The 22,724-nt window shown below is 61.6% G+C and carries 16 protein-coding genes and 2 pseudogenes; 11 read left to right on the top strand and 7 right to left on the bottom strand.

Features of this window, described 5'->3' with window-relative positions:
- Window positions 1-20: 20 nt before the first annotated feature.
- From EEB11_RS18115 to EEB11_RS18090, 6 genes and pseudogenes are all read left to right on the top strand, one after another.
- Window positions 21-308 (top strand): annotated as a pseudogene (locus EEB11_RS18115) (hypothetical protein); the annotation flags it as partial.
- A complete protein-coding gene (locus tag EEB11_RS18110; RefSeq protein ID WP_135433825.1) occupies window positions 274-849 on the top strand; it encodes an FAD:protein FMN transferase in 576 nt (191 codons plus the stop codon). The pseudogene EEB11_RS18115 and the gene EEB11_RS18110, both read left to right, overlap by 35 nt.
- 22 nt (window positions 850-871) lie before the next feature.
- Window positions 872-2,752, top strand: coding sequence for a heavy metal translocating P-type ATPase (locus EEB11_RS18105; protein ID WP_135433823.1), 1,881 nt, complete (start codon window positions 872-874; stop codon window positions 2,750-2,752).
- A complete protein-coding gene (locus tag EEB11_RS18100; RefSeq protein ID WP_135433821.1) occupies window positions 2,749-3,450 on the top strand; it encodes a VIT1/CCC1 transporter family protein in 702 nt (233 codons plus the stop codon). Before EEB11_RS18105 ends, EEB11_RS18100 begins: the two co-directional genes overlap by 4 nt.
- 15 nt (window positions 3,451-3,465) lie before the next feature.
- Window positions 3,466-3,777 (top strand): annotated as a pseudogene (locus EEB11_RS18095) (putative DNA modification/repair radical SAM protein); the annotation flags it as partial.
- An 8-nt stretch (window positions 3,778-3,785) separates the two neighbouring features.
- Entirely contained in the window at window positions 3,786-4,043 is a 258-nt protein-coding gene (locus EEB11_RS18090; protein ID WP_135433819.1) for a hypothetical protein, read from the top strand.
- 587 nt (window positions 4,044-4,630) lie between these two features.
- Here the strand turns inward: EEB11_RS18090 and EEB11_RS18080 are convergent.
- Entirely contained in the window at window positions 4,631-12,739 is an 8,109-nt protein-coding gene (locus tag EEB11_RS18080) for a glycoside hydrolase family 94 protein (protein WP_245298994.1), read from the bottom strand.
- Window positions 12,740-12,796: 57 nt separating this feature from the next.
- Here EEB11_RS18080 and EEB11_RS20115 point away from each other — a divergent pair, with 57 nt between their 5' ends.
- Window positions 12,797-13,381 (top strand): hypothetical protein, encoded by a 585-nt coding sequence (locus tag EEB11_RS20115; RefSeq protein ID WP_245298993.1) that lies wholly within the window; start codon window positions 12,797-12,799, stop codon window positions 13,379-13,381.
- A gap of 37 nt (window positions 13,382-13,418) precedes the next feature.
- Here the strand turns inward: EEB11_RS20115 and EEB11_RS18075 are convergent, their stop codons facing one another.
- Complete coding sequence (locus EEB11_RS18075) at window positions 13,419-14,324, bottom strand: UTP--glucose-1-phosphate uridylyltransferase (protein ID WP_135433817.1); 906 nt, start codon at window positions 14,322-14,324, stop codon at window positions 13,419-13,421.
- A 13-nt stretch (window positions 14,325-14,337) separates the two neighbouring features.
- Window positions 14,338-14,607: a hypothetical protein gene (locus EEB11_RS18070; protein WP_135433815.1), complete on the bottom strand. Its 270-nt coding sequence runs from the start codon at window positions 14,605-14,607 to the stop codon at window positions 14,338-14,340.
- 117 nt (window positions 14,608-14,724) lie between these two features.
- Here EEB11_RS18070 and EEB11_RS18065 point away from each other — a divergent pair, with 117 nt between their 5' ends.
- Both EEB11_RS18065 and EEB11_RS18060 read left to right on the top strand, forming a co-directional pair.
- Window positions 14,725-15,807, top strand: coding sequence for a Crp/Fnr family transcriptional regulator (locus EEB11_RS18065; protein ID WP_135433813.1), 1,083 nt, complete (start codon window positions 14,725-14,727; stop codon window positions 15,805-15,807).
- A complete protein-coding gene (locus tag EEB11_RS18060) occupies window positions 15,804-16,334 on the top strand; it encodes an Hsp20/alpha crystallin family protein (protein WP_135433811.1) in 531 nt (176 codons plus the stop codon). The genes EEB11_RS18065 and EEB11_RS18060 overlap by 4 nt, the downstream gene beginning before the upstream one ends.
- Here EEB11_RS18060 and EEB11_RS18055 read toward each other — a convergent pair.
- The 4 genes from EEB11_RS18055 to EEB11_RS18040 all read right to left on the bottom strand — a co-directional run bounded on the left by EEB11_RS18055 (window position 16,321) and on the right by EEB11_RS18040 (window position 21,212).
- On the bottom strand, window positions 16,321-17,886 hold the full coding sequence (locus EEB11_RS18055; RefSeq protein ID WP_167852806.1) for a bifunctional aminoglycoside phosphotransferase/ATP-binding protein: 1,566 nt from the start codon (window positions 17,884-17,886) through the stop codon (window positions 16,321-16,323). The two genes, EEB11_RS18060 and EEB11_RS18055, sit on opposite strands and share 14 nt — an antisense overlap.
- Window positions 17,887-18,157: 271 nt before the next feature.
- On the bottom strand, window positions 18,158-18,835 hold the full coding sequence (locus EEB11_RS18050) for an ABC transporter ATP-binding protein (protein ID WP_135433807.1): 678 nt from the start codon (window positions 18,833-18,835) through the stop codon (window positions 18,158-18,160).
- Entirely contained in the window at window positions 18,832-20,037 is a 1,206-nt protein-coding gene (locus EEB11_RS18045) for an ABC transporter permease (protein ID WP_135433805.1), read from the bottom strand. The genes EEB11_RS18050 and EEB11_RS18045 overlap by 4 nt, the downstream gene beginning before the upstream one ends.
- The gene (locus EEB11_RS18040) at window positions 20,037-21,212 is read right to left on the bottom strand and encodes an efflux RND transporter periplasmic adaptor subunit (RefSeq protein ID WP_245298992.1); all 1,176 of its coding nucleotides are present in this window, start codon (window positions 21,210-21,212) and stop codon (window positions 20,037-20,039) included. The genes EEB11_RS18045 and EEB11_RS18040 overlap by 1 nt, the downstream gene beginning before the upstream one ends.
- Window positions 21,213-21,377: 165 nt before the next feature.
- Between EEB11_RS18040 and EEB11_RS18035 the strand changes: the two genes are divergently transcribed.
- Together EEB11_RS18035 and EEB11_RS18030 are read left to right on the top strand one after the other, a co-directional pair.
- The gene (locus tag EEB11_RS18035; RefSeq protein ID WP_135433803.1) at window positions 21,378-22,322 is read left to right on the top strand and encodes a DnaJ C-terminal domain-containing protein; all 945 of its coding nucleotides are present in this window, start codon (window positions 21,378-21,380) and stop codon (window positions 22,320-22,322) included.
- Window positions 22,319-22,666 carry a hypothetical protein gene (locus EEB11_RS18030; protein ID WP_135433801.1) on the top strand — a complete coding sequence of 116 codons (348 nt, stop codon included), beginning with the start codon at window positions 22,319-22,321 and terminating at the stop codon, window positions 22,664-22,666. The genes EEB11_RS18035 and EEB11_RS18030 overlap by 4 nt, the downstream gene beginning before the upstream one ends.
- Window positions 22,667-22,724 lie beyond the last annotated feature (58 nt).

The following is a 22,724-nucleotide window of genomic DNA, read 5'->3' as shown; positions in this document are numbered from 1 at the left end:
CCGCTCCAAAATCAGGCTACCTGTTCCAAATCATTCGACGACGGACACCACAGGGGGCCGATGGCACGGGCTGCGCAGTGTTGCGCAAGAAGCTGAGGCGAATGCATGTGTTGGAGTTTTTCAGCCAGCTGCGGCCTTGCGTTGTTGCTATGGAAGCATGCGGCGGCGGCCACTTTTGGGGGCGCGAGATCGGCAAATTGGGGCATGACGTTCGGCTGATCCCACCTGCTTACGTCAAGCCCTTCGTCAAGCGCCAGAAAAACGACGCGGCAGATGCCGAGGCCGTTTGTGAAGCGGCAGCTCGCCCAGCGCGTGCGCAAGACGGCACCTGTCACGCTCGACCAGAACGGCATCGCCACAGGATACGGCGTGGACCGTCTGGCCGCGGTATTGCAGATGTATGGGATTGACGCGGCCCTTGTCGGGATCGACGGCGAGATGCGCAGCTTTGGCGTTCAACCGGATCGAGAGGCCTGGGCCATCGCGATCGAGGCCCCCAACACCAAGCGTCGCGTGCCCCTTTCAATGCTTGCGCTGCACGATGCCACAGTGGCTACCTCGGGCGATTATCGGCGCTGGGTTAACCTGCATGGCCGTCGCTTGTCACATACGATGGACCCTGCAAAGGGTGCGCCGCTACAATCTTCGCCCGCCTCGGTCACTGTCGTTGCGCCCACCTGCGTCGAAGCAGATGCATGGGCCACGGCGTTGATGGTTGTGGGGGCACAGGTGGGTGACGATTTTGCTCAACGGAACGGGCTTCAGGCCCTGTTTGTTTTGCGTGATGAGACCGGTAGTCTGCAAACCCATGGGTTGGGCATCTTTTTCGCAACACAACCGTGGCAATGACGCCGGACATAAGGGGATAGCCATGGATCAGACACAGACATATCGCTTCAAGACGCTTCTTCTGGCAGTTGCACTGGCGGGCCTGATCGGGGGGTTGGCCCTGTACTTTGGCGGAAGGCCCGATCTGGCATCGACAATCTGGTTTGCCGGGGTCGTCCCTGTGCTGGCGGCGCTGGTGGTGGAGATCCTGCGCAGCCTGTCGCGCGGCGACGTCGGGCTGGACATCGTGGCTGCGCTGTCGATGGCGGCGGCGCTGACCTTTGGCGAGACGCTGGCAGCGGCGGTGGTCGCGGTGATGTATTCGGGTGGCACCTTTCTGGAAGGCTTTGCCGAAGGCCGCGCGAGGGCCGAGATGCAAAACCTGTTATCGCGCGTGCCGCGTACGGCCACCCGGCATCTGAACGGCGGGCTGGAGGAGGTGCCGCTGGACGACATTGCGCCGGGTGACCTGCTGCTGATCCGCCAAGGCGATGTGGTGCCAGTCGATGGCCATGTCGCGTCCGCCACGGCGTTTCTGGATACATCGGCGTTGACTGGAGAGTCCCTGCCTGTCCGGCTGGAGCGCGGATCCGACGCGATGAGCGGATCGACAAATGCTGGTGAAGCCTTTGATCTGACGGCCACGCATGAAGCAAAAGACAGCACCTATGCCGGGATTGTCCGGCTGGTTGAAGAGGCGCAGCGGTCAAAAGCCCCGATGGCCCGGCTGGCGGATCGCTGGTCGCTGGGGTTTCTGGCGGTCACGGTCGCCATTGCCTTTGCGGCATGGTGGTTCACGGGTGATCCGATCCGTGCGGTGGCGGTTCTGGTTGTCGCCACTCCTTGCCCGCTGATCCTTGCCGTCCCGGTTGCGCTGGTGGCCGGGCTGTCACGGGCTGCGCATTTTGGCGTGTTGGTCAAAGGCGCGAAACCGCTGGAGGCCATGGCGCGCATCCGCACGTTGATCCTGGACAAGACAGGCACCCTGACCGACGGGCGACCGCAGATCGTGTCGATCGACAGCGCGGGCGATATGACGGCCGACGACATCCTGCGGTTTGCAGCAGCATTGGATCAGGCGTCCAAGCACCCAGTGGCACAGGCCATTGTCGCTGCGGCCAAAGATCGGGGGCTGGCCCTGCCCGTTCCTGTGGAAGTGGTGGAAAGCCCCGGCGAAGGCGTGATCGGCCTGATAGAGACCCGGCAGGTCATAGTGGGCGCGGATGGGTTCGTCGCGCGGCATGTCGGCAAGGCGTCCGGCGATCATCCGGACTTGGCGGCGGGGTCTTTGATGGTTGCCGTCGCCGTCGATGGGCTGCTGGCAGGGCATCTGGTAATGGCAGACCCCCTTCGCGCCGGGGCGGCCGAGATGCTGGCGCGGCTGCGGGCAGAGGGCATTGAGCGCATCCTGCTGGCCACCGGTGACCGGGTCGAGGTTGCCAAACGCATCACCGAGGGGCTTGGGCTGGATGGCATCCACGCTGGCCTGACTCCGGATGGAAAGGTGGATCTAATTCTGGCGGAGCGCGTGTCAGGCCCGGTGATGATGGTGGGCGACGGGGTTAACGATGCCCCAGCACTGGCCGTCGCCGATGTGGGCGTGGCAATGGGCGCGCGCGGGGCGGCAGCCAGTGCCGAAGCCGCCGATGTGGTGCTCTTGGTCGACCGAGTTGACCGCATCGCGCCAGGGATCGAGATTGCCCGCCGCGCCCGTCAGATCGCGCTACAAAGCGTTGTTGTGGGCATCGGCCTGTCGGTTTTGGGCATGGTCGCGGCAGCGTTCGGGTATCTGACACCCGTTCAGGGCGCGCTTTTTCAAGAAGCCATCGACGTTGCCGTCATCCTGAATGCTCTGCGCGCCCTGCGCATTTCCCCTGCAGGCATAGACACCCCGCGAACATCCCTTGAAGGAGCCACAGCATGAGCCGCCTCTCTCATTCCGAAACCCATATTGTGCATCGCATCGGCTGGTTGCGCGCCGCTGTTCTCGGGGCCAATGATGGCATCGTATCGACCGCCAGCCTTGTTGTCGGCGTTGCCGCCGCAGGCAGCGGGCGGCCCGAAGTGCTCATCGCCGGTCTCGCCGGTCTTGTGGCGGGCGCGATGTCGATGGCCGCAGGCGAATACGTCTCGGTTAGTTCTCAGACCGATGCCGAAAACGCTGATCTGGCCCGCGAGCGCAAGGAGTTGGCCGAAACCCCCGAAGCGGAACTGGAGGAACTGACGCAGATCTATGAAACGCGCGGCCTTGATCGTGCTCTGGCCGAGAAGGTGGCGCTACAGTTGACCGAGCGTGACGCCCTTGGCAGCCACGCCCGCGACGAGTTGGGCATTTCCGAAACTGTCACCGCGCGTCCGCTTCAGGCCGCTGTGGTATCGGCGATGACCTTTGCGGCGGGTGCGGCGGCCCCGCTGATCGTGGCGCTGCTTGCCCCGCCAGAGAAAATCGTGGGCTTCGTAGCTGGGGCGACCATTTTGGCACTGGCGGTTCTGGGCAGCCTAAGCGCATCTGCTGGTGGTGCTGGCATCGCGCGTGGGGCGCTGCGGGTCACCTTCTGGGGCGCGCTTGCCATGGGGGCCACAGCGGCAGTGGGGACATTGTTCGGTGTTACCGTCGGATAAAGAGGACTTGTGCCACTCGATCTCGAGATCGACCCCAAACTCGCTTGGGCGCTGGCGCATCGCGCCGCCTTTCCGGTGGACGTGAATCGCGCCCCACGCGAGATGCTGCTTCGGGTGCCGGGGTTCGGCACCAAGACGGTGGGCCGCATTCTGGATGCAAGGCAGCATGGGGCGGTGCGCTACGATCATCTGAAGGCGATGGGCGCGGTACTGAAAACCGCCAAGGCCTTCATCAGCGCCCCCGGCTGGTCCCCGCGCGGGATGACCGATGCGGCGACCTTGCGCGCCCGGTTTGCCCCCGCTCCGGTTCAACTGTCACTGTTCTGATGTACCATATGACCCTGCCGGTGATCGGAACCGTGGCGGCGTGGCGCAAGGCCGCGCGGGAACTTCTGGGAACGGGTGTGACCGACGTGGTCTGGCAGATCGGCGATACCACGCCCGACCTCTTTGCGACCATCCCCGTGCCGACCTTGACGAAGTCCCCTGCGCTGACCCTGTCCAAGGACGCGATCGCCGAGATCGAGACCGCGCTCTGCCATGCCGATCCTTCGACGCAATTCATTCGAGCAGTACAGCACTTCGATTTTTGACCATCCTTGCCGGCACAAAACGCTTGCAGCGGTTGAAATCCGAGTCTGTCGCCAACCGATGCTTTCTTTGCCGACAATTCTGTTCGCGCGAACGGAAACTGGCCTTACGCATCGTCAATCTCGATCCGATGTTTCCAGCGTGATCGGTCTGGCTTCGGAACCGCCCCAAATTTACCGGGGGCTGGTTGACACAAGTTCTGCAGCCATGGGTCGCATGCTAGCGCTGCGTCGAGGTTGGTGCGGATTTCTGGGGGCGGGATGCTCCCGATCGGCTCGCGCGGGCGGTGGTTGTTAAGCCAGTCGACCTGATAGCCCCTAGGCGATGCTTGCATCGCCGTGTTGCCATTCGAGGGTTGCATATCTCACCGCGTCGAAGTTGCGCCAAGGGCCAAGGCGACAGATGACTTCGGCTTTGAAGAACCCTTTGATCGTCTCGGCCAAGGCGCTGTCGTAGCTGTAACCGACGCTGCCCGCGGAAGGCCAACAAAGCCGCACCGAGCCTCATTTGTGCGTGACCAATCCTTCCATGGCGACATGAAAAGATGCCCCCGGAAAGAGGTCTTCTGCGTTATCAGTTTCTGGATCATTCAGTGCGTCAGTATAGTGGTCGGTGCGTCAAGTGGCGATCCAAGGGTTACGGCAAGGTCATGCGCACCATCGCTGATGGGCAGGACCACCCCGCCCGAACCGATGAGAAGCGCGTCACCATCCATCGCAGCCGAAGCAATGCCCTGGCCTGACCTATGCGGGTTCAGAATCGTTATTTTGATCCGGGCGTTGACAAGGATAATGGTCGCAGAGAGCCGTGGCCATGCCTTGGGGAAACACGGGTTCAGAAGCAGGTGCTTGTCCGTCCGGCTAAGGCCCAAAAGACCTTCGATGCCCGCGCGGTACATCCAGCCTGCGGAACCTGTGTACCACGTCCACCCCCCGCGTCCTTCGTGAGGGGTGGTCGAATAGACATCGGCTGCAACCACATAAGGCTCGACCTTGTAGCGGTCGGCGTCTTGTGGTGTGGCCGCGTGGTTGATCGGGTTCAGCATTGCAAACAACCGGCCCGCGGCATCACCGTCGCGCAACCGGGTCTGCGCCAGAATGGTCCACATCGCGGCGTGGCTGTACTGACCGCCGTTCTCTCGCAGTCCGGGAGGATAACCCTTGATATAGCCAGGGTCCTCCGGCGCGCGGTCGAAGGGCGGCGTAAACAGCAGCGCAAGTCCCGGATCGGGCCGCACCAGATGCTTGGTCATCGACGCCATCGCAATTTTGGCGCGCTCTGGATCGGCAGCACCCGACAGCACGGCCCAGGATTGGGCAATGCTGTCGATCCGACATTCGACGGATGAGGCCGACCCAAGCAAGGTGCCATCGTCAAACGTCCCGCGCCGATACCAGTCACCGTCCCAGCCATGGGTTTCGATCGCTTCGGTGACTGTCTTTGCGTGCGCGCGCCACCGGGCTGCGCGGGCAGGATCGCGACTTTCGGCCAGCGGGGCCATCTGGTTGAGTGTGGCAATCAGCAGCCAGCCCAGCCAGACACTGGTGCCCTGACCGGCCTCGCCCACGCGGTTCATGCCGTCATTCCAGTCGCCCGTGCCGATCAGCGGCATGCCGTTAGTGCCGGTCATCTCGATCGCTTGATCAAGCCCACGCGCGCAGTGCTCGAACAGGGTGGCCGTAGTTTCCGAGACTGTAGGCAGGTAGAAATCATCATGCGCGCCCGGCGGCACGGCCGGCCCTTGCAGGAAAGGCAACTCTTCGTCCAGAATTGCCGCGTCCCCCGAAACGGTCACATAACGCGCCACGCCATAGCCCAGCCAGACCCGGTCATCCGAAATCCTCGTCCGCACCCCTTGCCCCGAATGTGGCAGCCACCAGTGCTGGACGTCGCCTTCGGGGAACTGCCGGCTGGCGGCACGCAAAAGGTGTGCGCGCGTCATGTCGGGGCGGTTGAAGGTCAGGGCCATGCCATCCTGCAACTGGTCACGAAAACCGTAGGCCCCGCTTGCCTGATAGAACCCGGCCCGCGCCCAGATCCGGCACGCAAGCGTCTGATACAAAAGCCAGCCGTTCAGCATTATGTCCATCGATCTGTCGGGCGACGTCACCTGAACCGAGGTCAGGATATCGGTCCAATGCTGCTTGATTGCGTCGAGGGCGGCGTCGATGTCGAGCGCACGAACCTGACGGATTTGTGCGCTGGCGGCCTTCACACTGGCGGCTTGACCGATCTGAAACACGATCTCTACCGCTTCGCCCGGTTGCAAAGTCACACGGCTTTGCAGCGCTGCGCAGGCATCCAGCGCGGGGCCGGTGCGCCCTGACATGTCTGCCAAACGTAGCGCGGCAGGGGCGGCAAGCGTTCCGCCCCACCCGATAAATTCAGCGCGGTCCGCCGTGAAGTTGCTGAATGCAGGGCCAATGTCGGCAAAGGCTACGCGCCCCGGAAAAGCCGTGCTGAAAGTGTTCTGAGCCAGAATTGCCCCGGTTTCGGCATCAATCCGCGTGGAAACGAATCCCGCCGTGGCAGTGCGGGACGTGCCCAGCACCCATTCGGCATACCCGGTCACGGACAGTCTGCGCGCCGTGGAGCCCATGTTGCGCAAGGTAAGACGGCTGACCTTTACCGAGGCCCCGAGCGGCACGAATTGCACCATGTCCGCCGCGATGCCGTTGCGTTCATGGGAAAAGGCCGAATAACCAAACCCGTGCCGCGCAATGTAGGTGCCGGGACCCCGGATCGGCAGGGCGGTCGGTGTCCAGATCTGGTTCGTATCCAGATCGCGCAGATAGATCGCTTCGCCCGCCGGGTCACTGACCGGATCGTTCGACCATGGCGTAATCTGGTTTTCACGGCTGTTTTCCGACCAAACATGGCCAGAGCCCTCTGCCGAAACCTGAAAGCCGAACCCCTCATTGGCGATGACGTTTATCCACGGCGCAGGGGTCGATTTGCCATCACGCAACACCGTCACATATTCGCGCCCGTTGTCAGCAAAGCCACCGGTGCCGTTGAAAAACTCCAATTCGGACGGGTCTGGGAGTGGCATGTGCAAGCTCGGCGAGGAGATTGCGGATGGGCGCAAGGTGGCTCGCGGAAGCGACACTGCCGCATCGGGCTGTATGATTGATTGCGCCGCTGTCAGTCGGGAAAGCTGCTGTCCGATGTCGCCGCGCCCAGCCACGATCACCACCTGAGCCGCCGCCAAGATATGCGTCCGAGCCCCTTGTGTGATGATATCCGAGCGCAGCGTGTGGATACTTCCCGGTGCGCGGGCGTGGATGCCGTCCGCAGCAGGCCGTGATTGAGAGGCCCGAACCGCGCTGTCTATCGCAATCTGCAGATCCTGAACATAAGATGACTGCCGGTCGTTCAGGATCACCAGATCCACTGCAAGCTGCCGCATCCGCCAGTATTCATGCGCGCTCAGCACCTGATGCAAGACCGAGATGTCCAGTGCATCGTCAATCTGCAGCAGCACGATCGGCAGATCGCCCGAAATGCCATGCACCCAAAGCGCCGACTGGGGGGCGGCACCCGCAGAGATCTGCGCCGCCGAAGCGCCAAGCCGCCGGTCGCCACGCATGATAATGCCGCCCAACGTTTGAAAATCGGCGGCATCCGAGTGGCTGACCCCAAGATGGCGCAACTGCACCTGCGCCTGCGTCCACGAAAGCGTAGCCGCACGGGCAAAGGCCGACGGATCCCGGTGCCGGTCAACCAGATCGAGCAAGGCATCGGGCGAGGCCGCGACCATTGTCCAGAACGTCACCCGTGTAACCCCGCCCGGCGGCACGCTGACACGGCGACGGATCGAGAATATCGGATCGAGCACGGTGCCTGTCGTTCCCGAAAGCGGTGCTTCCGCCATCGCTGCCGTTGCGATGGTGCGCCCGCGACCAATGAAACGGGCCCGGTCGGTTTCAATCTGGATCGTGCCAGTTTCGCGCCCTTCGACCACAGCGATATGCGCGGCCCAGACTTCGGGGTCGGTGACAGACCGGCGGCGCCGGGTTGCGATGATCACACCCAGTTCGGGCAGATAATCGGTCACGACGAACATTTTGGAAAACGCGGGATGGGCAAGGTCCGATGATGCCGGTGCCAGCACCAATTCGGCATATGACGTCAGATCAATCTCGCGGGCCGTGCGCCCGCTGTTTGTCAGCGTGACACGGCGCGCTTCGGCGTCATCCTCGGCCGACACGACAACCTCGGTCATCGTGGAGAGCTGCCCCACGTTACGCGTAAACGACGCCTGATGCTCGCTGAATACGGCACGGTGCTGACTGGTCTCTGTGCGCGTTGGCTGCACGCCCGCAGACCATTTCTGCCCCGAGCCTGTGTCCCGTATAAAGATGAATGATCCAAGGGCTGCGTGAGACGCCTCGGCCCGCCAGCGGGTGATGGCCAGATCGCGCCAGCGGCTGAACCCCTCGCCGGTGGTGGTCAGCATCACGCCGTAGTTGCCGTTCGACAAAAGGTGGCCAGTTGGTGCCACTTCGGCAGGCCGGTCAAATACCCGCATCATCGGTGTGTCGCTTACCTGTGCCGCGCCCACCAGCACATCCTTGGCGCGTGGCGGGGCTGCGGGCACATCGCGCGGCACCCGTTCGTGCAACAGCAACTCCACCCCCTGAATCATCGGCTCGGAATGGAACCGGTCACGCAAACGGCCATCTTGCAAAACATTGGCAATGCTGGTGATGGTCATGCCTTGATGGTGCGCCATAAAGCTGCGCACCAGTGCATGGTCTGCGTTTTCCGGCAGGCGGGTGCGGGTGAAATCGACGGCCTCATAAAAGCCAAAGCGCCCGCGCGCGCCCAAGCCTTCAAGTCGTTCGTAGTTCTGCACTGCTCCGACGGGATCAACCATTGCCGCCAGCCCCGTGGCATAGGGTGCAATCACCTGATTTTCGCTTAGACCCCGCTTCAGCCCCAGTCCGGGCACACCAAAGTTTGAATACTGATAGGTCATCTCAAGATCGCGGGCATTGTAGGACGATTCCGAAATGCCCCATGGCGTGCGAAGGGTCGCGCCATGGTCTTGCTGGCGGGCCACGATCAGCCGGTTGGTCTGTTCCAGAACCGAGCCGAGGGGCGCGCGCATGACAAGCGAAGGCATGAGGTATTCAAACATGCTGCCCGACCACGAGATCAGCGCAGAGCCGGACCCAATCGGTGTGGCAGACCGCCCCAGCCGAAACCAGTGACGTGTATCGACATCACCTTTGGCGATGGCAAACAGACTGGCCAGCCGAGCCTCGGAGGCCAGCAGATCATAGCAGTTGGCATCCAGCCGGTTTGTAGCCAGCGAAAATCCTATGGACAGCAGTTTCTTGTCGGGATCCAGCAGGAACGCGAAATCCATGGCCAAGGCAATGCTGCGTGCCTTGTGCTCGATTTCGGCCAGAAGATCCCTGTCGGATGGCGCGGATTGGTCGGCAAGATGCTCGGCAAGGCATTGATGAATGGCCGTTGCCCAAAATGCGGCGTCTGCGGCTGTATCTCCGGTGGCCTGCACCAGCTCTTTTGCTGTGTCCCGTGCCGCTGCCGCCTGCGACAGCAAAGTCTCCAGATCCGCATCCTGTGACATCGACAGCCCGGCCAGCACGCGTTTCAACGCCTCGGCGGCGGGCTGGTCCGGCACTGCGGCCTGTGCCAACGCGGTGGTGTCGCGAACGGCTGTGCGCACAATAGACACGGGCACTGCGATCGTCTGCCATTCCCGGCAGGCTTGGGCGACTGCAATCAGATGCCCGGCCAAGTTGCCGCTGTCCACTGAAGAGACATAGGCCGGGTCCAGCACCCGCAAATCGCGGGTGTCATGCCAGTTGAACACATGACCACGATGGCGCGGCATCCGTTCGATTGTCAGCAATGTATCCCGAAGCCGATGCAGCGCCGCGGTTTGACCGGTCCACCCCATGTCGCGGGCAACGACGACCGACAGCAGATAAAGCCCGATATTGGTGGGCGACGTGCGCGCGGCGACAGCGGGCCTTGGCGTTTCCTGAAAATTGTCCGGCGGTAGATGGTTATGCTCGGCTGTGACGAAAGTCTCGAAGAAGCGCCAGGTCTGGCGCCCGATCAGACGCAATGCGCGAACCTGATCGGACGTGAGTTGCTGCTTTTGCCACACCCGGTCCGGCATGCTGATGGCGCGCGCCAATGCCGGTGCCGCAGCCCAAGCAAGTGCAAACGGCACCAGCCACGGCAGCATCGCCGGGTTCACCCACGCGGCATAGGCACAGACACAAAGCCCAAGGACCACCCCGGCTGCCATCACGCGATACTGCCCCGCCACCGAAGGCAGCGCCGCCCCGCGCGATTGGGCTGCCGTCACCCATTCAAGAAGATGCGCCCGCGATACCGCAAGTCGCCAAAGGGTGCGCACAATCGCGTCCAGCATGACCGCTGCCGTATCTGCGAGAAAAACGATCGACAGCGAAATCTGACCAAACGCCGTCACGACATCGCGCCGCAACGCCGCAAAGTGGCTGCGCAGGGTAACGCCAGCCCGCTCGGGAAAGAAGCCGAACGGCAAGGGCAAAAGCCGGGGCAGCGCCAGAAGGAGCAGGGTCCACGTTGTCCACATCATTGCCACCGCGGGCAACATCATCCAGCCGGCAAGCAGGCTCAGCAACGCCGTTGGGGCCAAAAGCGACCGCCGAAGATTATCGACCATCTTCCAGCGCCCCAGGCCAGAAAGCCCACCGTGCGCCCCCGTGATCCACGGCAAGAGTTGCCAATCGCCGCGTGCCCAGCGATGGCGACGATGCCTGTCCGCGTTGTATCGGTCGGGAAAGTCTTCGACCACCTCGATATCGGACGCCAGAGCGGTACGCGCAAATACACCCTCAAACAGATCATGGCTGAGCATCATGTTTTCGGGCACGCGTCCGGTCAGCGCGGCCTCGAAAGCATCCACGTCATAGATGCCCTTGCCGGTAAATGAACCTTCGTTGAAAAGATCCTGATAGACATCAGATGTGGCTGAAGCATAAGGGTCGATCCCACCCTGACTCGAGAACAACTGTTGATAGACCGAGCCGTCTTTGCCGCCCGGCAAACCCGCCGTCACACGCGGCTGCAGGATTCCGTAACCCTGAATGACGCGCGCCCCGGCGCTGTCCATCCGCGGGCGGTTCAGTGGGTGGGCCATCTTGCCGATCATCTGGCGAACGCTGCTGTGCAGAAGGCGCGTATCGGCATCCAGCGTGATCACAAAACGAATGTCTTGCGGGAGTGTGCCGCTTTGCACGGCAAAGCTGGTATCCGTGGCACCACGCAGCAGGCGGTTCAGTTCGGTCAGCTTGCCCCGTTTTCGTTCCCAGCCCATCCAGCGGTCTTCGGACGGGTTCCACAAACGGCGGCGGTGCAGAAAAAAGAAGACCGGCCCTTCCAAAGACAGGTAGCGTTCATTCAGATCGGACATCGCGGCCAAGGCTGCAGCCACAAGGTCGGAGTCGTTTGGCGTGGTCTCCGTTCCTGCATCGACCATATCCGAGAGCAAGGCATAATGCAGCGCTCCGCCGGTGCTTGACAGGTGGTGCACTTCCAACTGCTCGATTTGCGCGCGCAGTTCGTCAATGTCGTGTAGCAAAACAGGCACAGCAACCAGCGTGCGCAGATCGGGCGGGATGCCTTGTGCGAGTTCAAGCCCCGGCAAGGGGTTGGGGGCAACCGCGCGGGTGACCAGCAGGTTGACAATGGCCGTACCCACCTCGAACGCGACCCCAAGGCCGGTGATGCCAAGGACCAACAGACCCAGGATGACTGCACCTTCAGCCTGCGCCAAGGCTAACCCCAGGCCAAGGATTGTCAGGCTCAGAGCGATGATTGCTGCAAGATACCCCGACAAACCAAGGCGTCCGATCTGCCTTTGCATCCGCAGGCTGGCGGGGGCGCGGAAGTCCAGTTTTTCCTCAAACTCACGCCGCCCCGCCCCGATCAGCCAATACCCTGGATCGCGGGTTTGCACGGTATCGCCCGCCGCCGAGAGCGCAAGGCTGGCCTCGGCCACCTCGATCTCGGTCTTGGTGGTGCCGCGCGCGAGGATCTCGATGGTCGTGCGGTAGCGATTTCGCGTAGCAAACTCCATCGCGGCAAAGTCCGACCCCGCACGCATCTGCGCATCGACAAGGCTGACATCCTCAAAGAAGTCGGCCCAGTCCATTTCCGACACCAGCCGCATCGACGTGACAATGTTGCGCATGGTCACGTTGGAGGCCGCCTGCCGCAATTGCGCGCTGGTTACGACCTGTTCAATTGACGCGTCCTGCCGCGCAAGCCTGTCTTCAAGCCATGCAAAAAGCGGTGTCTGGGCCGGATCAAACCCGCGCAGCCGCTTGGCGATCTGGGCGGCGACAATTTCGGGCAAGGGAGAGATCTCGTAGCGGCTGATGACGCTGTGCATCGTGGAAAGCTGCGATTGTCCGGGGGTTTTTTCGGCATCAAAGACGGCATCCACGATATCGTCCGCTTCCTGACGTTGCTGCTGCCCCTCAACGATCTGCGCCGTCAGCCGGCGCATGTTTTCGATCAGAACAATCCGCAATGTAATCGCAATTGCCCATAACTCGCCGATCATCAGCGGCTGAACCTGCTGATACGCTTTCACAAAACGTCCAAGAATGTGCCCGGAGACCAGACTGTCGGTATGGGCAATATAAGCCCAGGCAATTCCCAGCACGCGCGGATACCCTGCAAAGGGCCCATCCGCCAACTTTGGTAACTGCCGGTAAAAACCGTGTGGCAGGTCTTCGCGGATCTGACGCAGCTGCTCTTCGACGAGGTGAAAATTGTCGAGCAACCACTCGGCAGCCGGCGCAATCGTCTTTCCGGCTTGCAGCGCCTGAGCGCAGGTCTGGTAAGACGTCAGAAGCGTCTGGGCATTTTCGGCGACACGCGCATCCAGTCGCGGCATGCCACGAGTCAGGTGCGCAACGATCGGTTGAGCAATAGCAAGCGACCGAGCGTGGTGCTCAAGCCGTTCAGTGCCGAAGAGGTCTGCCCTGATCGGGGCGGCGTCTCGCCACAGATCGCTTTCATGTCTTTCCGGATGCCGGGAAAACGTTTTTGCAAGCCGACCCAACAGTCCCTTGTCTGTCAAGGTGCTGACGACGTCGTCGGGTCAGCTGGAGCATCCGTTGCCAAAGTCGCAAGCGCGACCTTGTCTACGAGTTCTGCCCGCTCTGAACGCCCTTCGCTCAGCGGCATGATCGTGATTTCACCTGGATTTGCACAAGGTGAGTCAGCGCGTATGCGGCGGGCCATGGCCGCCCACTGGCGCTCTATCTGGTTCCAGTCCATCAATATTGTTCCCCCATGTTAAAACTTCGTCGAACAAACAAATGGAACCTTCGGCCCCTCTAAAGCGCGGAGCGCGCGACGACGGAGGGTTGTCCCCGGTGTGGTTCAAGTCCCGGGTTGCTGAACACCGCTCTGACCGCAGCGCGGGGGACAGCAAGCGAAGGTTTTGCGCGCAACGCCTTGAGTGTCGCCTGCCGCGCGTTCGAAGCAGCAAGCAACCCGTCGTGTGATCCGCAGTCGAACCGCGTGCCCGAAAACCGGAACGCTGTCAGTGGCAGCACCTGGGTCGCAACAGCGATGGCGTCGGTCAACTGCACCTCGCCTCCCGCACCAGCGGGGGTATTGCGAAGGACATCAAAGATCAGGGGCTGCAGGATGTATCGCCCCACAGCTGCCAGGGTCGACGGCGCAGCATTGGCGTCCGGCTTTTCGACGATTCCGGTCACACGGACCGAAGTGTCATCCGAATTGCCGTCAAACGAGAAGATGCCGTAACTGCCGGTATCTTCAACAGCCACCTCCATTGCGGCAATCATCTGTCCCGCCACGTGGCTTTGGGCCATTTCGGACAAACATCCGCGCCCCATGATGACGTCGTCGGGAAGGATCACACCGAAGGAACCAGGCAACATCTTGCTTTTGCAGCACAGCACCGCATGACCTAGGCCTTTCGGACTGTCCTGCATGACGTAAATAATTTCAGGGGTTATGCGTGTCGCTCCCCCGGGGGAGGAAACGGCGTAGTCCCCCAAGAAGTGGCGGATCGCATCCTTGGCTTTGCTGATGACCACGATGATGCGTTCAGCGCCGGCTTCAACCGCTTCGTCGATCGCGAACTGGATCACCGGACGGTCATAAACCGGCAACAGTTCTTTCGCGGTTACTTTTGTGGCAGGCAACATGCGCGTGCCTTTTCCCGCTGCGGGAATGATCACTGTCCTGAGGGCTATCGATGAACGTGCCATGTGCGAAAATCCCTTACTTCAGAGCGATGATGTGGGTGCTTGATTTCACAACACCATGCGAAGGCAGGTCGTTCCCTGCAACAATCACAAATCGAGACAATGTTCTGTCAGGAGGGGGCATCCACGCCAGCAACAGAGCCTTAGGCACGTCATGCATCGTCGCCAGTGACAGAAGTTTGTCCGTGACGTCTGGTTGAAGCGTATCCAGCAGTTTCTCCAGCAAGCCATTGCCGTGACTGACGGCGACATTGAGCGCGAGCGCTGTGGACATTTGCTCAGGCATGCTGTGAACCCCGCTGTGCCGGGCGAAGCGCGGATTTGAAAAATCGCGCCACCGACTCAACTGCTACGCAATTTGCTGTTTAGCCAGCAATTGGCTCGGTGTCGTTGACAAAGATCAATGTCACCTCGTCCGGACAAATTCATCATTTCGTATGTGGGGCAGACGATTCGTTACGTTCTGATCGCCGGTGCGGATGCCTGCCGAGGCCGCCACAGGGGCACTGTCGTTGCTTTGGTTCGTTCTGGTGGAAGTTGGGGAGACAATATGGAACAGCGACCCAAGGAGCCGCGCAAGGTCACGGACCGGAACCCCATCTGGGCCGACAGCCTGACCTACATAAAAACAAGGGTCACGCAATGCGGATTGCCGCTTGGCAAGACATCGGTATGTGGTGATGCAAGACATCGCGAAGACCGTGAGCCTGACAGCGAAATAGTCTCGGGCGGTGCAAGGAGTCACGATGTCTGGCTCATCAGATCGGGCATCCTGCGCCTCCAACGCCATGCCTACGATGGTCGCCGCCAGATCCTGACGCTGTTCTTTCCGGGCGAGATTATCGGCTTTGAAGGAGAGTTCCACGAGGGCGCATCAATCGAAGCTGCCACGCAAAGTGGTTTGTGCCGCATCAACCGGCACTGGTTCGACAGGATGGTCGATCAAGACAACGATCTGCGGGCAGATCTTTTCCGGCAGAAGCAGGATCAGCTTGACAGGTTGCATTGGCTGACGTGGTCACTTGGCGCGCTTTCACCAGAAGAGCGACTCTGCGCTTTTCTTGCGCTGTCCAGCAAGTTCCTGCCCTATCAGCCTCTTCCCGATGGTACTGGGGTTCTGGCGGTGCGTCTGGCAAGAAAAGACATCGCCGACCTCTTGGGCACGACCTTGGAATTGATCAGCAGGATCGTTCACAAGCTGGCCGATGCCGGTATCATCGAGATCAGGGATCCGGCGCATTTCAGGTTTCTGGACCTGCCCAGGCTGATCGCAATGGGAAAGATCGATGGGCATTTCGACAGAATGGCCATCGGCATTGCCAGACGACGCGGACAGTTTGAGAGCTTGGTCGGCGTCGGGTCCGAGAAGTCTGTCTGCTTCTGCGGTCGTGGGCAGGGCACGTTGACGGCGATCAATGATCCGCAGGTGCGCTTTGATAACCTTTCTCTCAATCGCAACTTGCCATCAGGAGGAATTGGGAAATGACCGAGAAGACCGCAATCGAAGTGAAGCGTGACCCCTCGCGTCAGGTTGAGAATTCGGTGCAGGACTGGGAGCCGATCCAGTCCTTGCGTCACCAGATTGACCGGCTCTTTGCCGATTTTGACTGGCCCGACCTTCATCTTGGCTGGCCGCGCAGGACCGCCGTGTTGACCCAGTCGTGGCCCGACCTCGGGGTCGCCATCCCACCTGTGGACCTTTTCGAGCGCAATGGCGGGTACGAACTGCAAGCCGAGTTGCCCAGGTTGACCGAAAACCAGATTGAGGTGAAGTTAGCCAATGGCATCCTCCCGATCAAGGGTGCGAAGTCGTCCGAACGCGTCGAGGATCAAGATGACTATCACCTGCGCGAACGTAGCTTCGGCTCCTTCCAGCGCTCCTTCCGGGTGCCTGCGAACGTAGATGCAGACAAGATCGATGCGCGGTTCGACGAAGGCGTGCTGAAGGTAAGTCTGCCCAAAACTGCCGCCGCAATTCAGGAAGAGCACAAGATCGACGTCAAAGCGGCCTAGGCTTGTCTGTCCCGTCCCCAACGGTGCCTAGGACACTTTCAAGGGCCGCTTTCGCTGCGGCCCTTGTTTTTTGTAGGGTGTCCCCGGCATCAATGGTCGTCCAGTGCCTTGGTGGCACATTGGCTCTTGCCGAGGAGAACTGGGCCCGCACCACAGCCACATCAGCATCTGAAGCGTCCCCTTGGCGAGCAGACACCCGTTCCAGCAGGACCCTTTCCGGCGCCGCCAACCAAAGGCCATGGAAGCTAACGCCCACGCGCAAGGCAAGTTTCTCGGCGGCAAAGCGCTGACTCTCGTCCAGAAACGTGCCATCAAGGACGACACTTCTACCTGCCGCAAGCAGCGTTGCAACCCGGGCGAACATCCGGTCATAGATGGCCCCACGCGCGGACGGGGCATAATCCACATGGCCTGCCGCACTCTTGCGTTCGGTGTCGGTACGCAGATGCACTGCCCCCGGACAGGCACCGATCCCCGCCGCCACGTCACGTGCCAGAACCGTCTTGCCCGTGCCGGAAATCCCGCCAACTGCGATCAGCACCGGTGTTGTCCTGCCCAGAAATGCGACGGCCTGCACCAGATAAAGCCGTTCTTCTTCGGTCGAGACCCCGTGCTGGCCGGTCGCCTGATCTGTCTGCAACAGGACCATCGCCCGGATTGCCGCGCGAACCGACATGAACAGCGGCAAAGCGGACAACCCGGCATCCTCGGCCCCCGTCGCCGCCAGCAGATATGCGTTCATCGTGATGTTGGCCTGCCGCACAAGACCCCGGTGGCAAAGATCCATCAGAAGGAACGCAAGGTCGTATAGCACGTCACAGGTCGCAAGCCGTTCGTCGAACTCCAGCGCGTCAAACAGCACCGGCTTCCCGTCAATCAACAAAAGGTTGCGCAAATGCAGATCGCCATGCACCCGTTTGACATGACCAAGTGCCGAGCGGTTCCGCAAAACAGAAGCCAGATCCGACAGGCGGTTTCGCGACCGTTCCAGAAATGCCCCGACATGTCCGCCACCGACAACGCCATCAAACGGGATCAGCACGCGACCCAGTTCGTCAAGAATATCACGGATCAGATCGTCACCCCGGTCCAGCAGCACCGGACAACCCCCATGAAACCGGTGAACTTCAAATTCCAGCGCCTCGGCCACGGGATCGGTCAACCGACCGCTGGCGGCCACCGCCGTCATTTCGCACTCGGCAGCAAAGCGATGCATCCGCAAGACCCATTCCACAGGATGCCCGGTCCCATCAAGATCAAGCCCCCCATCGGCAGTCCGTGTCACGGGCACGACGTCACGATAAATCATCGCTGCGGCCCGACTGTTCAGTTCCAACTCGCGTTCTAACAGGGCGCGCCGCAGGTCCGGTGTGGACTGGTCCAGATAATCATAGCGTACCGCCCGCTTGATCTTGAACGCGACATCACTGCAAAGAAACACATGCGCACAATGGGTCTGGACGTGGTCAACTGCGCCAGACTCCGAAAACGCCCTGCCTGACCGGAAGAAGCGGATCACCTCGTCTTGCGCGTTGCCATCATACTTGGACATCATGACTATCCGGCCTCCCATGTTCTCCTCGGTGCAACTATCTAATCTTTCAGGGACCGCTACCTTGACAGACGTCAATCCGCAGACAGCCCACCCGGATCGAAGGCCGTGGCGCTGCTGTCCGCCATCAGCGCCCATGGAGCAGTTTAGCATGATTGCATAGCAGAGGGTTTGCGGCCATATTTCCGGGGGATAGTCACGCGGGTCGATTATCGGTTTGCGGCACAGGAAACCCGATGACCGTGAGAGCGCCTCTCGTTCCAGGCACAGGTCAGCCCGTCACAACACCATCGCCCACCACGATCTTTCGCCGGCAAAGGCCGGCAATCTTTTCATCGTGGGTCGAGATCAGAAAGGTCGTGCCCTCATCGCGGTTGATCTCGGCGATCAGGTCCATGACCTGCGTGGCTGAGGCGCGGTCGAGGTTGCCGGTAGGCTCGTCCGCCAGCACCAGTTCGGGCTGGTTCATCAGCGCCCTGGCCACCGCGACGCGCTGTTTCTGCCCGCCTGACAGATTGGCCGAGGGGAAGTCGATCCGTGCTTCCAGCCCCATTCGTGTCAGCAACTCGCGCCCGCGTTGCAGGGCAGCCGGGGTCTCGCGCCCCATCCGCACGGCGGTGGGAAACACCACGTTTTCCAGCGCGGTGAAATCGGGCAGCAGGTTGTGGAACTGAAAGACGAAACCGATATGGCAATTGCGAAATTCGGTCAGAGCGCGGTCATCAGCGGCCACCAGATCCTGCCCCAGCATGGTGTAATGGCCCGAGGTCGGCTTCATCAGCGTGCCGAGGATCGTCAGAAGCGTGCTTTTGCCCGACCCGGATGGACCGAGCAGCGCCGCCATCTCGCCCTTCTCCAGCGTCAGCGACAGCCCGCGCAACACACGGGTTTCGGCCTCGCCGGTCCCGAAGGTCTTGACCAGATCCGACACCTCCAGAAGTGCGGTCATTGCCCGATGGCCGTGACCGGATCGACCCGCGCTGCCGCCCTTGCAGGCAGGATCGAGGCTAGGATCGCGCCGATCACCGTCAGCGTGATCGCAAGGCCATAGGAGCCCTGCGTGATGTCCATGGGCAGCGTACCCACCTCGAACGCATCGCGCGACGGAAAAGGCAGAAGCGCCAGATAGCCCAGTGCCGCGCCGGACAGCCCGCCCATCAGCCCGATCAGCGCGCCTTGCGTGACGAACACGAAGATTACGAACCCGCGCCCCGCCCCCATCGCGCGCATGATCCCGATTTCCGGGCGGCGGCGGTAGGTGGACAACAACAGCGCCGACGCCACCCCGATCACGATGGTGATCAGCGCAAATGATTTCAGGAAATACCCGGTCTGGGCCTGCGCGTTCAGTGCCTCCATCAGCTGTTCCGCGCCGTCGGTCCAGGGCACGGCATCCAGCCCTGTCAGCGCCCGGATGCGCAGGGCCGTGGCGTCTGCGGCGTTTAGATCGCCCAGCTTGATCTCGATCCGTGTCACGCCCTGCGGCAACGCGAAAAGTGTCCGCGCGGTGGACAGGCTGACATAGGTGCTGCTGGCGTCGATCATGCCGTTGCCGGTGTTGTAGATGCCGCTCAGCGTCAGCACTGTTGAAACTCCGCCCGAGGATTGCAGCCGCAGCGTCTGGCCAAGCCGCAGCGACAGATCGTCGGCGAGGGTCTCTCCCAGCACGATCAGCCCGGAGCCCAGACGGGCCGAGCCTTGGGTCGTGTAACCGTCCAGGTCGAGGATGGCTGACTCGCGACCCGGCTCTAGCCCGGAGACCGACACTTGCGCCACCTGTGCGCCACGGGTCAGGAACCCTGCGCCGGTGATCTGGGGCGAGACCGTGATCACCCCCGGCACGGTCTCGATCAGGGGGATGAAGGTTGCTGCATCGGCCAGCGTTGCGGTGCGCGCGTGGCCGCGTTCCGTCACAGCGAGAACTTGGCCGTCGGGGCGGATCAGGACGGCGGGGTCGCTGTCTTCGGCGGTGATGGTGACATGGCTGATGTCACCCACCGTGCGCGACAGGATGAATTCAGCCAGCCCTCCGATCAGAGCCGACATGAAGATGAAGATGAACACGCCCACTGCCACCCCCAGCACCAGAAGGGCTGTTTGCGCCTTGCTGGCGGTCAGATAGCGGGTAGCGATCTTGAGCGCATAGAGCATCAGGGCACCCCCACGCGCACCGCTTGGCCGTCAGTGATCCCTGTCGCATCAAGGATGATCACGTCGCTCGGTGCCAACCCGTCAGTCACGATCAGCCGCGCGGCGGGCCAGTCGATCACCGATACCGGGCGGTGCCGTGCTGCGCCATTGATGACGACAAAGACCGCATCGCCCGCATCGGTCGTCTGGATCGCCGCGCGCGGCGCGGTGATCGCCGCATCAAGGCTGTCCACGATAATGTTGATCGTGACCGTCAGGCCGACCGGCGCGCGTACAGGCTCGTCGAAGCTGACTTCGACTGCAAGCCCACCAGTCGCCGCGTCGACCCGCTGTGATACACGCGCGATACGGCCATCGTGCCGGGTTGTCTCACCAGCCAGTTGCATCACTGCGAGCAGGCCCGCGTGGATCTGGGTGGCATAGGCTTCGTCGACATCCGTCTCGACGACCAGCTGGTCGAGGTCGGCGATCGTCATAAGCAGGGTGGATGGATCGATGCTTTGGCCACGCGTAACCGGCAGCGCCAGAACCATACCGGTCATAGGTGCCCGGATCGTATAGTTTTCAAGCTGCACCCGCGCCTGATCGACAAGCGCCGTGGTCCGCGCCACCTCTTGCTCTGCCGATTGAACGCCGCGCGCGGCGGCATCCAGCGCTGAACGCGTGACATTTCCGCCAAGTGCCTCCGTCCGAGCAAAAGTGTCCGCTGCCTGCGCCTTAGCGACAAGGGCGGCGTCGAGCCCCGCCACCGCCTGCCGCACCATGGCGTGTTGGGCGGCGGCATCGATCCGGGTCAGCTCTTCGTCTCTTTCCACGCTGTCACCCTCAGCCACTTGCACTTCGGCCAGCGTGCCACCGACCAGTGCGCGCACATCGACTGTGTAAAGGGCGGCGATCCTGCCGTTTACAGCCAGAACCCGGGTTGCAGGTGCGAGGGCAACGATTTCCACCGCAACGGCAGGCGGCCCGGATGCCCAAGGCTGGAAATAGAGGCCCAAACCCGCGACCGCTGCAAGACCAAGACCAACAGCCCAGATCCAGGCACGCCGTGTCGGCTGAGGGGTGGGAGTCGCAGGTTCCGCACGCACTGCGGGCAGACGAGGGCCATCACCCCCGGGCAACATGTCCACATGGTCCGAAAGGTCGGACTTCTTCTGTTGTTCCGGCGATTTCATATGCCACTCCAAGCCCGCGAACAGCCCGGATGGGTTGGAAGACGGTCTACCATTTCCTTTTAGCACACAGTTTTTTGTCATTCGCTGATCTGCATCAAGGCTCGCACCTTCATCCAAATGCAACACAAAGGGTTAGTGGTCCTGCCGGAAAGGGGAGGCTGACAGATGGTTGTCGATCCCTATGGAGTGCTTGGCCTTACCAGATCCGCCACACCAGACGACATCAAGAAGGCCTACCGCAAGCTGGTGCGCACCAGCCATCCCGACCTGCATCCCGAAGACGCCGGGGCCGAGGCACGGTTCAAGGCCATTGCGGCCGCCCATGACCTGCTGAAAGATCCCGATACCCGTGCGCGTTTCGACGCGGGTGAGATCGACGGGACGGCCGCGGAACGGCCGCAGCGCCAGTACTACCGCGATTTCGCTCAGGCCGGAGACAATCCGTACCAGCAGCAGCGCGGGTTTGAGAACCACGTTGATCCCGCTGATATCTTTGCGGAAATTCTGCGCCGGCGAACACGCCAAGGCGGCGAAGATTTCAGCCATCCCGGATTTTCTGCGCCCGGCCCCGATCTTCGCTACGCGCTTGAAGTGCCCTTTCTTGATGCCGCGCGCGGGGGCGAAATGCGCATCACCTTGCCAGATGGCGCCAGCATCGCGGTCAAGATCCCCGAGGGCGCGCATAACGGCCAGACCTTGCGCCTTCGCGGCAAGGGTGGGCCGGGCTTTGGCGATGGTCCAACGGGAGACGCACTGATAACCCTGTCGGTCGGCCAACATCCCGTATTCCAACGAATGGGCGACGATATCCACGTCACTTTGCCCATAACCATCGACGAGGCCATTCTGGGGGCAAAGGTCACCGCGCCGACCATCTCCGGGCCCGTCAATCTGACGATTCCGAAAGGAGCAAGTTCCGGCCGGGTTCTGCGCCTGCGTGGACGCGGTGTGTCACATCAAGGGGGCAAGACCGCTGGTGATCAGCTTGTGGAGCTGAAGATCGTGACACCCTTGGCGATAGACGAATCCTTGCACGATTTTATGATCGAATGGCGCAAGTCCCATTCCCATGACCCGCGGATTGATCTGATGAACGAGGCCGCATCATGACCGACCATCTGACCGAGGACGAAGTACTTGCTGCCATTCCAAGGCTGACACGAACCCGACTTGTTGCGTTTGTCGAAACCGAATTGGTCATTCCCCTGTGCCGCGAAAATGAGTTTGGCTCGCCACACGTCTTCCGCCAGATCGACTGCGCCCGCATGCAACTGATGTGCGACCTCACTGACGATCTTGACTTGGACGAACACGCTCTCAGCGTGGTTCTCACACTGATTGATCAACTTCATGACATGCGCCATGACCTTTTGGCCCTTGCCCGTGCCGTGGAGGCCGAACCACTAGACGTTCGCGCCCGGATCGGCTCAGCCATAGCCAAACGACTGAGATGATTTTTTATGCTCGAGTTTCACTAGGTGTTCAGTCCCGGCATCTGGTGGATCGGGTTTA

Origin of the sequence: Pseudotabrizicola sediminis, assembly GCF_004745575.1 — a bacterium.
GTDB lineage: Bacteria > Pseudomonadota > Alphaproteobacteria > Rhodobacterales > Rhodobacteraceae > Pseudotabrizicola > Pseudotabrizicola sediminis.
Note: the sequence above shows the minus strand (reverse complement) of the source record. Positions and strands in the feature narration are given on the sequence as shown.

What these genes read in the sequence shown, in the direction of transcription:
- EEB11_RS18050 (WP_135433807.1), bottom strand. Translation starts at nt 18,835, where the DNA reads ATGACCGCACTTCTGGAGGTGTCGGATCTGGTCAAGACCTTCGGGACC.
- EEB11_RS18030 (WP_135433801.1), top strand. Translation starts at nt 22,319, where the DNA reads ATGACCGACCATCTGACCGAGGACGAAGTACTTGCTGCCATTCCAAGG.
- EEB11_RS18070 (WP_135433815.1), bottom strand. Translation starts at nt 14,607, where the DNA reads ATGCCTGAGCAAATGTCCACAGCGCTCGCGCTCAATGTCGCCGTCAGT.
- EEB11_RS18110 (WP_135433825.1), top strand. Translation starts at nt 274, where the DNA reads ATGCCGAGGCCGTTTGTGAAGCGGCAGCTCGCCCAGCGCGTGCGCAAG.
- EEB11_RS18065 (WP_135433813.1), top strand. Translation starts at nt 14,725, where the DNA reads ATGTCACCTCGTCCGGACAAATTCATCATTTCGTATGTGGGGCAGACG.
- EEB11_RS18060 (WP_135433811.1), top strand. Translation starts at nt 15,804, where the DNA reads ATGACCGAGAAGACCGCAATCGAAGTGAAGCGTGACCCCTCGCGTCAG.
- EEB11_RS18100 (WP_135433821.1), top strand. Translation starts at nt 2,749, where the DNA reads ATGAGCCGCCTCTCTCATTCCGAAACCCATATTGTGCATCGCATCGGC.
- EEB11_RS18055 (WP_167852806.1), bottom strand. Translation starts at nt 17,886, where the DNA reads ATGTCCAAGTATGATGGCAACGCGCAAGACGAGGTGATCCGCTTCTTC.
- EEB11_RS18105 (WP_135433823.1), top strand. Translation starts at nt 872, where the DNA reads ATGGATCAGACACAGACATATCGCTTCAAGACGCTTCTTCTGGCAGTT.
- EEB11_RS18035 (WP_135433803.1), top strand. Translation starts at nt 21,378, where the DNA reads ATGGTTGTCGATCCCTATGGAGTGCTTGGCCTTACCAGATCCGCCACA.
- EEB11_RS18040 (WP_245298992.1), bottom strand. Translation starts at nt 21,212, where the DNA reads ATGAAATCGCCGGAACAACAGAAGAAGTCCGACCTTTCGGACCATGTG.
- EEB11_RS18075 (WP_135433817.1), bottom strand. Translation starts at nt 14,324, where the DNA reads ATGGCACGTTCATCGATAGCCCTCAGGACAGTGATCATTCCCGCAGCG.
- EEB11_RS18045 (WP_135433805.1), bottom strand. Translation starts at nt 20,037, where the DNA reads ATGCTCTATGCGCTCAAGATCGCTACCCGCTATCTGACCGCCAGCAAG.
- EEB11_RS18090 (WP_135433819.1), top strand. Translation starts at nt 3,786, where the DNA reads ATGACCCTGCCGGTGATCGGAACCGTGGCGGCGTGGCGCAAGGCCGCG.